This is a genomic window from Pseudomonas sp. UV AK001, assembly GCF_046097675.1.
GTDB lineage: Bacteria > Pseudomonadota > Gammaproteobacteria > Pseudomonadales > Pseudomonadaceae > Aquipseudomonas > Aquipseudomonas kribbensis.
In genome coordinates this window covers 281,812-295,147 of record NZ_JBJUVZ010000008.1, presented here as the reverse complement: position 1 = coordinate 295,147, position 13,336 = coordinate 281,812, and the positions used below count along the sequence as shown (strand labels likewise).

8 protein-coding genes are annotated in these 13,336 nt (G+C 63.9%); 4 read left to right on the top strand and 4 right to left on the bottom strand.

Annotation, left to right across the window (positions count from 1 at the left end; genetic code table 11):
• Positions 1-13 precede the first annotated feature (13 nt).
• From ACKLNA_RS21945 to ACKLNA_RS21935, 3 genes are all read right to left on the bottom strand, one after another.
• On the bottom strand, positions 14-1,921 hold the full coding sequence (locus ACKLNA_RS21945; RefSeq protein WP_408987074.1) for a cytochrome D1 domain-containing protein: 1,908 nt from the start codon (positions 1,919-1,921) through the stop codon (positions 14-16).
• A 33-nt stretch (positions 1,922-1,954) separates the two neighbouring features.
• Positions 1,955-7,774, bottom strand: a complete 5,820-nt coding sequence (gene mnxG, locus ACKLNA_RS21940; RefSeq protein WP_408987073.1) for a manganese-oxidizing multicopper oxidase MnxG — start codon at positions 7,772-7,774, stop codon at positions 1,955-1,957.
• A gap of 202 nt (positions 7,775-7,976) precedes the next feature.
• The gene (locus ACKLNA_RS21935) at positions 7,977-8,588 is read right to left on the bottom strand and encodes a lytic transglycosylase domain-containing protein (protein ID WP_408987072.1); all 612 of its coding nucleotides are present in this window, start codon (positions 8,586-8,588) and stop codon (positions 7,977-7,979) included.
• Between the two features lie 201 nt (positions 8,589-8,789).
• Between ACKLNA_RS21935 and gspG the strand changes: the two genes are divergently transcribed.
• From gspG to ACKLNA_RS21920, 3 genes are all read left to right on the top strand, one after another.
• Positions 8,790-9,218: a type II secretion system major pseudopilin GspG gene (gspG, locus tag ACKLNA_RS21930; RefSeq protein WP_085712061.1), complete on the top strand. Its 429-nt coding sequence runs from the start codon at positions 8,790-8,792 to the stop codon at positions 9,216-9,218.
• A 14-nt stretch (positions 9,219-9,232) separates the two neighbouring features.
• Entirely contained in the window at positions 9,233-10,420 is a 1,188-nt protein-coding gene (locus tag ACKLNA_RS21925) for a type II secretion system F family protein (RefSeq protein ID WP_085712060.1), read from the top strand.
• A gap of 77 nt (positions 10,421-10,497) precedes the next feature.
• On the top strand, positions 10,498-11,085 hold the full coding sequence (locus ACKLNA_RS21920; protein ID WP_408987071.1) for a hypothetical protein: 588 nt from the start codon (positions 10,498-10,500) through the stop codon (positions 11,083-11,085).
• A gap of 125 nt (positions 11,086-11,210) precedes the next feature.
• Here ACKLNA_RS21920 and ACKLNA_RS21915 read toward each other — a convergent pair whose 3' ends face one another.
• Positions 11,211-12,110 carry a LysR family transcriptional regulator gene (locus ACKLNA_RS21915; protein ID WP_408987070.1) on the bottom strand — a complete coding sequence of 300 codons (900 nt, stop codon included), beginning with the start codon at positions 12,108-12,110 and terminating at the stop codon, positions 11,211-11,213.
• Positions 12,111-12,271: 161 nt separating this feature from the next.
• Here ACKLNA_RS21915 and ACKLNA_RS21910 point away from each other — a divergent pair, with 161 nt between their 5' ends.
• The gene (locus tag ACKLNA_RS21910) at positions 12,272-13,288 is read left to right on the top strand and encodes an alpha/beta hydrolase (protein WP_408987069.1); all 1,017 of its coding nucleotides are present in this window, start codon (positions 12,272-12,274) and stop codon (positions 13,286-13,288) included.
• Positions 13,289-13,336: the final 48 nt, after the last annotated feature.

Sequence of the window (13,336 nt, the reverse complement as noted above, 5' to 3'; positions counted from 1 at the left end):
GGCGTTGTCCTCGTCACTGAGTCTGGCCGGGCAGTACCCGGACACTGGCAAATGTCTTGTCGTCGAAACCGGCGCCCAGCGATGCCGCGCGCACATGCAGGTACCAGGCGCCGCTGCGGTCGAGGGTCACCGGGGCTTCGTACACACCGTCGGCGCCTTCCAGCGCTGGCACTTCACGGGGCCGGGATGTGGGTGCGAGGAAGTAGCGCAACTGCACGTCTTTCACGCCCGTGCGCTGCGCCTTCTGTTTGCCCTCGACGATGCGGAACCGCACCACGTACGGGTCGTTGAGCGCCACGGCGGTCTTGCCCGGCAGGAACTCGACTGTCGGCGGGCCGACGTGTTTTTCAGTCGCGCCGTCGGACTCCACCTGGGCGCTGAAGCAATGAATGATGTTCGGTTGATTGAGCAGGAACGCCACGTCGAAACGCCCGGCCGCCGGCAGTTTCACCCGGGCGCTGTACAGTCCTGGCGACACTTCGCGCAGGCTGCGGTCGACCACCATGGCCGCACGCGCCACCTGCCCGCGATTGGGGTAACCGGACATCGGCGCGTTCATGCCTTCGGCGTAGAAATAGGTGGTGTTGTCCACCGGGTTGACCACGAACACCGCGTTGTCGTCCCGCGACACGGCGAGGCTCGACGCCAGCGGCAGATCCCCGGCCAGCCGTGGCGGCTGCGGCCCGGCCTCGAAACCCTGGCTGATCGGCTGACGCCCTTCGCCGAGCGACGCCAGATTGATCATCGTGACCTTCGGCGACGCCAGCCCGCGCACGTAGGCGTAGGCCTTGGTGAACACCACTTGCCAGGGTTCGGCCGAGACGTCCAGCTCATGGATCGCTGAATCATTGGCCGCATCGATGACCGTGGCGCGATTCTCTACCGTATTCAGCACCACGCCGAAGCGACCATCGGCGCTGAAGCCCATCGGGCCGAGGCCCTGTTGCAACTTGATCACCCGTCGCACGGCGCGGCTGTTGGCGTCGATCACCGTGACGGTGCCGTCCTTGCCGTCAGCCACGTACACCGCGCCGGACAGCGGCGAGTACGCCACCGACAACGGGCTGGAACCGGTTTTGATCTGTTGCAGCAGGCTCAGGCTGGCGATGTCGATGACACTCAACGTGCCGTCGTCGCGGTTGCTGACGAAGGCGAAGCGGTTGTCCTTGCTGAAAGCGATTTCATGGTGGCCGCGACCAGTCGCCAGATGCTTCAGTGGCTTGAGGCTTTGGGCATCGATCACGGTGACACCGGATTCTTCGGTCTTCGCCGTGTTGTTGCCGACCCACAGCAGGCGCTCGTCCGGTTGCAGCGCGACCCGTACCGGTTGGCTGCCGGCGTCCACCGAGTCGAGGACCTTGAATTGTTCGCTGTCGATCACCGCCACTGCGCCTGCTGCCGGCATCGACACGAACACCCGTTTATTGTCCCTGGGCGTGACCCAGTCCATCGGCGGTTGCTTGAGTTCGATCCGCGCCAGGGTACTGGTGATGCCGCCGACCGACACCGAAGGATCAACCACCGAAACGCTGGCATCACGGTTCATCACCAGCAAAAAATAGCTGTTGAGATCGAGCAATGGCCGCGCACCGATGTTGGATTTGAGGAACGTCCCGACCCGGGATTTGCAGCTTTTGTCGCGGCCCTGGGCCTGGTCGGCGGCAACGGTTTCCGGATCGATCCACGCCCCCGGCGCCACCCCGGACAGCGGCTGGCCGGAGGCGCCATCGGTGACCCGGAACTGCACGTCGGCGAACTCGCCTTCACGCAATTTGCCGTCGCGGGCCAGCGGTTGCAGGTTGAACGTGATGGACACGCCGTCGCGGGTCAGCGTCTGCGCCAGGGCAAGCTCGCCGAGCGTGAGCAGCGCACCTGCGATGGTCAGCAGACCTACGCCGATGATGTTGATGATCCTGTTCATGTCGCTCTCCCCTGCCAATACAACCCCGTCCGGTTACTGAGCGGGCGGTGCCGGCTCGGCCTCATTGGTCACCCGCAACAATCCCCACAACCCAGCCGTGTTGCCGAACGAGGCGTTGTCGCGGAACAGGTAGTCCCCCGCTATCGCGTTGGCCCCGCCGGCGCTCGGTAACATGAAGCTGAAGTGCGCGGCCGGCAGCACGCTCTCGCGGGCGCCGATGTACATCGACATCGGGTTGTAGCCGAACTTCACCGAACCCACGCCGGGGGTGTTCATCGGGTAGCCACCGACGTCGCTCTTCTCCGACTGGAACGGGTTGACCGACCACAGATGTCCGTCGAGCTGAAAGGTCGAACCACGGCTGCCGCCGGTCGGCATCAGGATGTGGGTGCGGAACGGTTGACCCGGTCTGGCGTAGAACACCGGAGTCTGCGGATCGCCGCCGACCAGCGCATTGCTGTAGGCCATGTGTGCGTTGGGCACGTCGCCATAGCCATGGCCGTCGGCGCGGCCGAACGGTGCGTCCGGCGCCAGGCCGAAGCGGTACCACATGGGTTCGGCCTTGTAGTTGATGGCCATGCCGGCGTTGTCCTTCGGATCGTTCGGCACGCCCATGCCTTCGGAGGCGATGCCTTCCACCGGCCGGCCATTGGCCCAGCGCAGGTTCAGCGCGCGCTGCCAGACCATCGCAAAGTCGCGATAGGCCGTCTGCCCCGCCGCCGTCACCGTGGCGCTGACCTTGCGTACGTCGTCGACCCAGGTGGCACCCACCGGCAGGATGCTCATCGCCCCGCCCAGGCCTTTTTGCGGTTGTTTGATCACGTCCGCCGGGGTGAAGTTGAGTCCGCCGAACTCCACCGCCGTGGCGTTGATGTTGTCGACGCTGCGCCCCAATTGCGTGATCGGTTTGCCTTCGCGCTCCAGGTGCCCGGCGTAGTACTGATAGGTACGAGTCGGATACGCACCGGTGCTGCCAACACGCGGCGGCACGGTCTGGATCGGGTTAGCGCCGACGTTCACACCATCGGATTTGGTGATGTCATAGGCCAGCAATTGTGCGTGCAGTCCGACATTGCTGGACGGCCGCAGCAGGTTGTTGTTGAAGGTGGTCGAACCGTCGCCACCGTTGCGATCACGTTTGACCAGGCCTTGCAGGATCGCGGTCTGCGCCAGGTCGGGCATCACGCTTGGCAGGCGGTTTTCCAGGGTGATGTTGATGCAGTCACCGGCAGCGGCGCGCAGCACCAGCGGCTCTACCGGAATGCCGGGTTTGAGCTTGCCGGTGGCCGGATCGAGATCCGCCTTGCGCACATAAAGGATCGCGGTCGGGTCATGGATCGGCCCGCTCTGACCGCCGATGGTGATGGTCTCCCCATCTTCAGGATCGGTCACTGTCACCTGCGGAATGCTCACCGGCCGCGAGTTGAACACCAGCGTGCCGCCCGCCGGATTCAACGGCCCGCCAACGTGCTGGCCGAGCCCCGCCGGATCGCCGATGGCCAACCCCAGCGGGTTGCGCAGGATGTCGTTGGCCAGCGCCGCGACGATTTCATAATTGCGCTGCACGGTGGGCCGGGTACCGATGCCGTTGGGGTTGGCGCTGATCCGTGGGCAACTGCCTTCGAACGCCACGGTGTTGCGCATGCCGGTGGGTTTCGGGTTGTTCGGCAGCGCGAACAGGTCGTTGCGTTGCGCGGTGTAGTTGCGCATCACGCCCCAGATGCCGTTCCAGTAGCCTTCGATCGAGGCGTCCATCGAGTACAGATAATCCCCGGTGGTCGCGGCCGAACTCGACAGCATCGACACCGGCGCAATGAAGCCCATCTGCTCGGAGATCCCGACCATCTGCGAAGCGCGCCAGCCGGAGTTGGAGCTGTTGCCGAACCCGGAGCCGCTCTGCAGCCACTTCACGCCGTGCAGGGTGACGTTGTGCTCTTCCTCGTGGCCGCCGGCATGCACCCGCAACCGTACGTTGTCGCCGGTGTAGGTGCGCAGCATCGGCGTAAACGGGTCGCCCGGCTCGGCGCCGCCCTTGTTGATGTGCGGCGGAAACTGCGTGGTGCCGCCGGTAGGCCCGGTGGCCGAACTGATCTGGTTCGGTGCCAGGTTCAGCGCCGGGATTGCCCGGTCGGTGCGGCTCTGCATGGCGTACGCCAGGTCACCGCCGAGGCCGTCGGCTTGCATGCCGCGCTTGCCGTCCGGACCGACCTTGTTCGGGTCGAACACCCGCAGGCCCAGCGGTTCGTTGCGGTAATTGACGACGAACATGCCCGGGTCATCCACGGAAATCGCCTGCGGGCACGGCCGGCTCGGGCAGCCCGGTTTGATCCCGCCACGCGCCTCGACCACCGCTTCGAGCAGGTTGCCGGCGTTGTTGCGCACCGGCGGGTTGATCGCAAAGCGGAAACTGTCGGCCGTGGCCGGGAACGCCTGCGCATTCGGGATGCCGTTCGGGCCGGCGCCCACATACACCCCGGCTTCATAGGCGTGCTGGAAGTCGCTGTACTCCAGGAAGAACTCGCGGAAGCTGTCGTTCAAACCGTCGCCGTCGAGGTCGCCGGTGTTGATCACCGCTTGCCACGACGTCGGCCCGCCGTCCTGCCGCGCGCCGCTGTACAAAGGCTCGCCGGTTTCGGCGTGGAACCAGGTGGAACCGGCGGGTTCAGCCAGCACGGTGGCGTAGAGGCCGATCTGTTGGTGTGTCGATGGGCCGAGGTGGTCGTGAGTGAAGATCGTGCCGAGGCCGCGATCCACGCCTTTGCTGTTGATCACCGGGTCGACGAACCAGCGCTGCATCGCCGTGCGCGCGCCCAGCCAGTCGCTGCGACCGTATTGGCCGAAAAACGGATGCGCCTTGGCTTTCGGGCAGGCCGGGGTGCCGTCGCGCGGGTCGGTACCGGCGCACTGGTTGAACTCGCGGATCGCGTGCACGCGCTCCTGCACGGCGCCGGGGGAAAGCACGCCGTCCTCGTAGTTCCAGCCGTTGGAGGAACCGTCGGCCGCCGTCAGGTCCCACTTCGGCAGGTGAATATGCTGGCCGATCACGTCGGTCGGGGTGCGCACCTGATAGTCGTCCATCTCGTAGACGGCCGGCACCAGGTTGGTTTGCTGGTATTGCACGCAATCGAAGGTGTTCATGCGCATCACCAGCGGCTCCGGCGGACGCTGCTTGGTGATCACCGGCCAGGCGTCTTCCCACAGTGCGAGGATGCGCGCTTGAGGGAAGTGATAACCGACCTTGTTGTACACCGCATCGAACTGGATGTTGGCCGCTTTGTAGACCCGTGGCCGGTCGGCGGTGAAGGCCGAGGCGCCGACGAAGGACATGCCATCAACGCGCTCGCCGCTGTTGAATTCACCGCTGCCGGCGCTGCTGGTCAAACGTTTCTGACGGTCGTCCATGCACGGTTCGTAGTACGGCGCGCCAGCAATCGGCAAGGCACCATTGGTGCGGAAGGCCTTGGCCACCACTTGATTGCCGGGCAGCAAGGCGAAGCTTGGGTGATCCTTTTTCGCGTGGAAGGCCATCGCTGCCTGTTCGACTTCGGTGCCTTCTTCCGGCAGGTAGATCGGTTTGGCGCGAGTGACTGCCTTGGAGAAATCCAGCGACGTGGTCACGGTGAGCGCTTCGCCGCCAGCAGACTTTCCGTCCAGGGCATGGCGTGGCAAGCCGCCGTCCCAACCGCCGGATTGCGTCGGGTCAAGGTTGGCCCACAGTGCCTTGCCGCTGGCTTTGAGCGACTGCGCGGTGGCGGCGTCGAGCATGTCCAGCGGCGGGGTCGGCGGACGTTGCCCGACCGAACTCTCCATGCCGCCGATCCAGAACGGATAGCCGGGGTTTTTCAGGCTGCCATCGGCGTTGCGGTTGGCTTCGCTGCGATCAACCAGAGCCAGCGAACCCACAGCCTGACCGCCAGCGTTGCCGCCATGGTGATCGTCGTCGCCCTCTTCTTCCTCATCGTCGTCATCGTGGCCGGCGACCATCGTTTCGCCGATTTTCGGCACGACAACAACTTTGCCGGGCATCGGCGCCATGGCTTTGCCTGGCAGCGGCACCACCGCCGGAATGGGCGTGCCGGCAATGATTTCGCCATCCGGCAAGGCCCGGGCGCCGGCAGCAGGTTTGCCGCTGCGCAGTGCATAGGGTTCGCTGTGGAAACCGTCGGCACCTTGCTCGGAAACCTCAAGTCGGGTGCCCTCTTCAAACACATCGTGCACCCGCCACATGGCCCACATGCCCTGGGCGAAATGCGGATAAAAGTGGCAGTGGTAGATCGCATCACCGGCCACCCGGTTGCGGTTGCCCGAGCCGCCGTTGGCGATTTCATAGGTGTAACCGGCGCCCGGCCCGATGCCTTGGGCGTCGACGTAATCGGAGTTGTCGTCGTTGGGGTTGAACAGCCACTGGTGGCCGTGCAAGTGGAAGATGTGGTGTTCGTAACCGTTGTGGGTGTTGCGAAATTTGACGAAGTCACCGATGTAGCTGTGGGCGACGTTCGACGGCTCCGACGGATACAGCGCCATCGTCGCTTTCACGCCGACCTGATCGGCACGTGGCGTCTGGCCCGGGGCGATGTTCTCAAGCCCGGTGTTGGCCGGCACATCCACCAGCATCGCCACGTCACCGACAGTGTGCGAGCTGAGGAAGAATTCTTCGTAGGCGCAGGACAGGCAATCGTGCATCGGCCCCACGCCCAGACGATTGGCAATCACTTCGGCGCCCATGCCGCCAGCGCCGTAGTTGATCATGAACGAGTCGCGGGTCGGCTCCAGCACATGACCCATCACCGGGTCGGCGAAGTACGCCGGGAACGCCTGGGTGACGGCAGTTTCGTCCTGGAACTGCGCGGCAAAATCGCGGAACGGTTCGAGCCGGTTGGGCAGTGCCGGGTTGCGTTTGCCCACCGATTCCAGCGGATAGGTGATCGACGGAAAGCTGCCGTCCGGGTTGCTGCCCATGACAATGGCATCGCTTTCGCTGGAGATGATTTCACTGCCGTCGACCATGCTGATGATCGGCGAGCCGGCCTTGCCTTCGCGCAGCCACGGCTCGCGCTGCGGATAGCGGGCCTGGTAATCGACGATGGGGTGTCCGGCGGGGGTACGGCCAGTGCTGGCCAGGCGCATTTCTTCTTCGGTGAGGGTGTTGCGGTAAGTGCGGCCGCCCTTGGGCACGACCACCACCTGGGCAAACAGGCCATTGGCATTGTTGCCGGCCGCGCCCTCCCCGCCGAACGTCGCGCCACGGCTGCTGACATCGAACGCCCCTTCGCGCTCGGCATACAACAGATAGGAACGGCTGGCGCCGGGGGCGACCAGACTGTTGGCGTTGCGTCCGGTGAACGAGGCGATGTCGTCGATGCTGTTCACCGCTTGCAGGCCGTTGACCTGGAAGCCGACATGCCGGTCGGCGACTTGCTCGTCGGCCTTGAAAGCTTCGCCGACGTTGGCGTTTTCCGCTTCGCCCTCGGGCTCGGCGTGATGATTGGGGTTGGCCTGATACGCCAGAAGATTCTGCAGATTGATGGTCAGGCAATCCCCCGCCGCCACGCGCAGCACCAGTGGCCGTGGACGCTTGTCCGGGCGCAGCGACACTTTGCCCGGTACCGCCGAACCGCCCTGGGCCAGTGACCGGTCGTGGTCATCGACCACGTCGCGACGCAGGGCAAACATCATGCCGTTGACGTTCTGCGCGCCGAGGCGGTTGAACATCAGCGGCTGATCGAAGGCCACGACGTTAGCCACCAGATTGCGTTCGCAGCGCACGGCGGCGCTGGCCAGTTCGACGCTGAGCATCGAGGCCAGCAACAGCAGCCAGTTCAACAGGGACGGTGCGTGGTGAATGCCAACCATGATCGGAAACCTCGTAGTGAGTGTTCACAGGGAATGATTCTCGACAAACCCGCTGGAGCAATCCGCATGCCACAAAAAATCATGTTTCTGTTCAATCAGTTACAGAAATCATTTGAGAGTCCGGGGGATATTCCCCACCCGATTCCCCGTTTTTCCGACCCGGCGGATTTGCCCCGAAAGTGGGGAAAACCGGGTTGAAGGTTTACAACGGCGCGTCTGCCGCCAGCCCCTGCAAACGCCAGTACTGGCGCAGGACGCTGGGTACATAACGCTGGGTTTCGGCGAACGGCGGGATCACCCGGCCACGGCTGAGCACCGCGTCGGGGCCGGCGTTATAGGCCGCCACGGCCAGGGCGATGTCGTTGTCGAACAGGGTCATCAGGCGCTTGAGATACCGGGCCCCGCCCTGGATGTTGGCGCGGGGGTCGTAGACGTCGGTCACCCCCAGCTCCCGGGCGGTGTCGGGCATCAGTTGCATCAGCCCGCCGGCCCCTTTGGACGATGTCGCGCCGGGGTTGTAGTTCGACTCGGCGTTGATCACCGCGTGCAACAGCGCTTCGGGCAAGTGATTGGCTGCAGCGGCAGCCGACACCAGCTCGGCGTAAGGCTGATTGGCGATCAACTGCGGTTGCTGATCGAGGCTGACCACGGGCATTTGCGCCTCGTGAATCACCCGTTCGTAGGTGCGTCCGGGGCGGTGAACGTTGGACAGCACGTAGCTGCCCTTGGCGTCCACGGAGACAAACACATCGGCTTCGGCGATGCCGGTCAGCAGCATGCAGCCAAGCAGTCCTGCGCAGATTGGATTGAGCATTGGGCCTCCCCTGACAGGCCCGAAAAATTGGGGGAAATGCCCCACTGACCTGTCGTGATTCAGCCGTACGCAAGCACTGTGCCGACTCTCGAAAGGCCCGTATTTCAAGGACTTCAGCCCACACGCGGGATTTATCGGGGGCTGAGCATGGCAATTGCATAGCCCCTGGGGCGACTCGGCTGCCACTCACCGGAGGTCATCATGAAGCTGCATGTTCGTCCGCGCGCCCAACGGGGTTTCACCCTGCTCGAATTGCTCGTGGTGCTGGTGGTGCTCGGCCTGTTGGCCGGGATCGTCGCGCCCAAATACTTCGCCCAGCTGGGGCGCTCCGAAGTGAAAGTCGCCAAGGCGCAGATCGAAGGCCTGAGCAAGGCGCTGGACCTGTATCGGCTGGAAGTCGGCCACTACCCGTCCACCGAACAAGGCTTGCAGGCACTGGTGACCGCACCGAGCGATGAAGCGAAATGGACCGGCCCGTACTTGCAGAAAAAACTCCCGCAGGACCCGTGGGGCCGCAACTACACCTACCGCTACCCCGGCGAAAACGCCGAGTACGACCTGCTGTCGATGGGCAAGGACGGCCAGCCCGGCGGCGAAGGCGAAAACGCCGAAATCACCAACTGGCAATGAGCGGAGCACCGGGCATGCGTTTTCATTTGAAGGCAGTGGGCAAGGCCGGCGTGGTGTCGCTGAACATCGAGGCACCCGGACACAGCGAAGCGCGGCGCATCGCCGAGGATCAGGGCCTGCGCGTGGTCAGCCTGCACGCCGAGCGGCACTGGCGTTCGTTGCGCCTGAGCCAGCGTGAGACCTTCAACCTGGTGCTGTTCAGCCAGGAACTGACCACGTTGCTCAACGCCGGCCTGCCGCTGATCGATGCACTGGAAAGTCTGGCGGAAAAGGAAACCGCCCCCGCTGCCCGCAAAACCCTGAGCGAACTGGTACGGCTGCTGTACGAGGGCAAGTCGTTCTCCCAGGCACTGGCCCAGTTGTCGGCGGTTTTCCCGCCGCTGTACGTGGCGCTGGTACAGTCCAGCGAGAAAACCGGCGCGGTCGGCGATGCGCTGGGGCGTTATGTCAGCTATCGCCAGCGCATGGACGAGGTGCGGCAGAAGATCGTCAGCGCCTCGATCTACCCGTTGCTGTTGCTGGTGGTCGGTGGCGGCGTGGTGCTGTTTCTGATGGGTTACGTGGTGCCGCGCTTCAGTCTGGTGTTCGAAGGGCTGGGTTCGAACCTGCCGTGGCTGTCGCAGATGCTGATGAGCAGCGGGATGTTTTTGCACGCCCATCAGGGTGAGTTTTTCGGGATTCTGGCGGCGATCATCACCGCCCTCGCCGTGTTGCAGAAACAACCGGCGTTCCGCCGTGGGCTGGACCGGCTGGTGGAAAAACTGCCGGCCGTGCACCAGCGGATTTTCATGTATGAGCTGGCGCGGTTTTACCGATCACTGGGGATTCTGCTGCAGGGCGGGATTCCGCTGGTGACCGCCATGGGCATGGTGCGCGGCCTGCTCACCGTGGCGTCCCGGGCCCGGCTCGACCAGGCCTGCGAACGGGTGCGCGAAGGACAGTCATTGTCCACCGCGCTGGAGCTCAATCGGCTGGTGACGCCCGTGTCCCTGCGCCTGCTGCGCGCCGGCGAGCAGTCCGGCAATCTCGGGCAAATGATGGAACGCAGCGCCGACTTCTACGACGAGGAAATCAGCCGCTGGATCGAGTGGTTCGTGCGGCTGTTCGAACCGCTGCTCATGACTTTCATCGGCCTGTTGATCGGCGTCATCGTGATCCTGATGTACATCCCGATCTTCGAACTCGCATCGAGTATCCACTGACCTGGGGAACGGGTCGGATCACACGCAAACAAGGCACATCCACGTTCCCAACCAAGACAACAAAGACGGAGAACGATATGCACATTCAAAAGCTCATGCTCGCAATGGCCATCGGCGCAGTCCTGTCGGCGTCTACCGTATTGATCCCGGACAACCTGTCCGGGGTGTCCAGCGTTCAGGCCAAGGAAGGTGGCAGTGGAGGTGGAGGAAGCGGTGGGGGCGGCGGCGGAGGTAGTGGCGGTGGTGGCGGTGGCAATGGAGGGGGCGGTAGTGGCGGAGGGGGCGGCGGCAACGGTGGAAGTGGCGGTGGCGGAAGCGGCAATGGCGGTGGCCATGGCGGCAGTGGTGGCAACAGTGGCAGCGGCGGCGGTGGAAACAGTGGCCACAGCGGCAGCGACCATGGTTCGGGCCACTCCGGCGACAGCGCCTCATCAGGACGCAACGGCACCCACGCCGAAGCTGGCGACGATCATGGCGTCCATCGGGCCGGAGAAATCGGCGATGACCATGGAGTCCATCGTGCCGGCGAGGTCGGTGATGACCACGGAGTCCATCGTGCAGGTGAAGTCGGTGACGATCATGGCGTACACCGCGCTGGCGAAATCGGTGATAACCGTGGCGTACATGTTGGCGGCGAGCCAGGCGATGACAAGCGCGCCAACTAAATCACCTTGAAACGCAACACCTGTGGGAGCGAGCTTGCTCGCGAAGGCGCCAGTACGCACAACCTCTTCGCTGGCAGACAGAAAGCTTTCGCGAGCAAGCTCGCTCCCACACTGTTTTTCAGCGACTACAAAATCGCTTGTGTCTTATCCAGCCGCTCACGCAAAAACTCGATCAACGCCTGCACCGGCCGCGATGCCTGGCGATGCTGCGGGTACACCGCCGACAGAACCAGCGGCTCCGGACGCAAATCATCCAGCACCGGCACCAGCCGTCCGTCCTTCAATGCCGCGCCGACAATGAATGTCGGCAGGTAAGTAATCCCCATCCCCGCCACCGCCGCATCCCGCAGCAACTCACCGTTGTTGACCCGCATCCGCCCGGTGACATTCACCAGTTGCGGCTTGCCCTGCCCTGCATTGAACCGCCACTGCACCGAACGCCCGTGACCGTAAGGCAGGCAGTCATGGCTGAGCAGATCTTCCGGTTTGACCGGTGTGCCACGCTCGGCCAGATACGCCGGACTGGCGCAGTACACCCGCTCGATGGCCGCGATGCGTCGGGCGATCAGGGTCGAGTCTTCCAGTACGCCGATGCGCAGCGCCAGGTCATAGCCTTCGCCGAGCAAGTCCACCGGCCGGTCACTCAGATCGACCTCCACCGTCACCTCGCGATAACGCTGCAGGAACAGCGGCAGCAGACAGCCCAGATGCGCCACCGCAAACGACAGCGGCGCGCTCACGCGAATCGTCCCGCGCGGCTCGGCGGTCTGCCCGGCGATGCCCTGCTCCACCTGTTCGACTTCGCTTAACAGCCGCAGCGCCGATTCGTAATAGCTCTGGCCCAGCGGTGTCACGTCCAGGCGCCGGGTCGAACGGTTGAGCAAGCGCACGCCGAGGCGCTCCTCCAGTTGCATCAATCGACGGCTGACGAACTGCTTGGACAGGCCCAACTGATCGGCCGCCGCCGTGAAGCTGCCGGAGTCCATCACCTGGCAAAAAATACGCATGTCTTCGAACGGGTTCATTGTCACTCTCTGGTTGACAGTTAAACGCTTTATAGCCGCTTTTTCACTTTCCGGCACCTCATTAATCTGTGCTCACGGTGTTGCTGAGGCCTGAAGCCCAGCGCCACAGCAGCCCGATACCAAGGCCTACAAAAACTCAAACGACTTAAAAGGAATTGCACATGAACATCAAGAAAACCCTCGCCGCTTCCCTCCTCGCCCTGTCCATCGGCAACGCCTTCGCCGCCGAAGGCACTGGCGTCGAACACAACACCCAGGCCTTCCTCGATGCCCTCGCTGCCGGCGGTGGCAAACCGCTGGAGCAATTGAGCCCGAAAGACGCCCGTGCGGTGCTGACCGGCGCCCAGGCTTCGGTGAAGGTTGATCTGTCCGGTGTTGAAGTCAGCGACAAGGCGATCAAGGTCGATGGCCAGACGATCAACCTGAAAGTGGTGCGCCCGGCCAAGGTCAAGGGCGAGTTGCCGGTGTTCATGTTCTTCCACGGTGGCGGCTGGGTACTGGGCGACTTCCCGACGCACCAACGCCTGATTCGTGATCTGGTGGTGGGTTCTGGCGCGGTCGCGGTGTACGTCGACTACACGCCGTCGCCGGAAGCGCAGTACCCGACCGCGATCAATCAGGCTTACGCCGCGACGAAGTGGGTGGCGGAACACGGCAAGGACATCGGTGTAGACGGCAAGCGTCTTGCGGTGGCCGGCAACAGCGTCGGCGGCAACATGGCAGCGGTCGTGGCGCTGATGGCCAAGGAACAGAAAACTCCGGCCCTGCGCTTCCAGTTGCTGATGTGGCCGGTGACCAATGCAGGGTTCGATAACGGCTCTTACCAGCAGTTCGCCGAGGGCCACTTCCTGACCAAGGGCATGATGCAGTGGTTCTGGGACAACTACACCACCAACCCGGCCGAGCGTGCGCAGATCCACGCCTCGCCACTCAACGCCAGCGCCGAACAGCTCAAGGGCCTGCCCGCCGCACTGGTGCAGACGGCCGAGTTCGACGTGCTGCGCGACGAAGGCGAAGGCTACGCCCGCCACCTCGACGACGCCGGTGTACCGGTGACCTCGGTGCGCTACAACGGGATGATTCACGACTTCGGCCTGCTCAACCCGCTGAACGGGATTCCAGAAGTGAAGGCCGCCGTGCGCCAGGCCGCGGCAGAACTGAAGACCCATCTGAACTGAGTGCAACCCCTCGCCACACCTTCGGGTGTGGCGTTTTCTTTTGTGCCC

Excerpts from the sequence above, each read along its gene's own strand:
- ACKLNA_RS21945 (WP_408987074.1), bottom strand. The coding sequence starts at position 1,921 with ATGAACAGGATCATCAACATCATCGGCGTAGGTCTGCTGACCATCGCA.
- mnxG (WP_408987073.1), bottom strand. The coding sequence starts at position 7,774 with ATGGTTGGCATTCACCACGCACCGTCCCTGTTGAACTGGCTGCTGTTG.
- ACKLNA_RS21935 (WP_408987072.1), bottom strand. The coding sequence starts at position 8,588 with ATGCTCAATCCAATCTGCGCAGGACTGCTTGGCTGCATGCTGCTGACC.
- gspG (WP_085712061.1), top strand. The coding sequence starts at position 8,790 with ATGAAGCTGCATGTTCGTCCGCGCGCCCAACGGGGTTTCACCCTGCTC.
- ACKLNA_RS21925 (WP_085712060.1), top strand. The coding sequence starts at position 9,233 with ATGCGTTTTCATTTGAAGGCAGTGGGCAAGGCCGGCGTGGTGTCGCTG.
- ACKLNA_RS21920 (WP_408987071.1), top strand. The coding sequence starts at position 10,498 with ATGCACATTCAAAAGCTCATGCTCGCAATGGCCATCGGCGCAGTCCTG.
- ACKLNA_RS21915 (WP_408987070.1), bottom strand. The coding sequence starts at position 12,110 with ATGAACCCGTTCGAAGACATGCGTATTTTTTGCCAGGTGATGGACTCC.
- ACKLNA_RS21910 (WP_408987069.1), top strand. The coding sequence starts at position 12,272 with ATGAACATCAAGAAAACCCTCGCCGCTTCCCTCCTCGCCCTGTCCATC.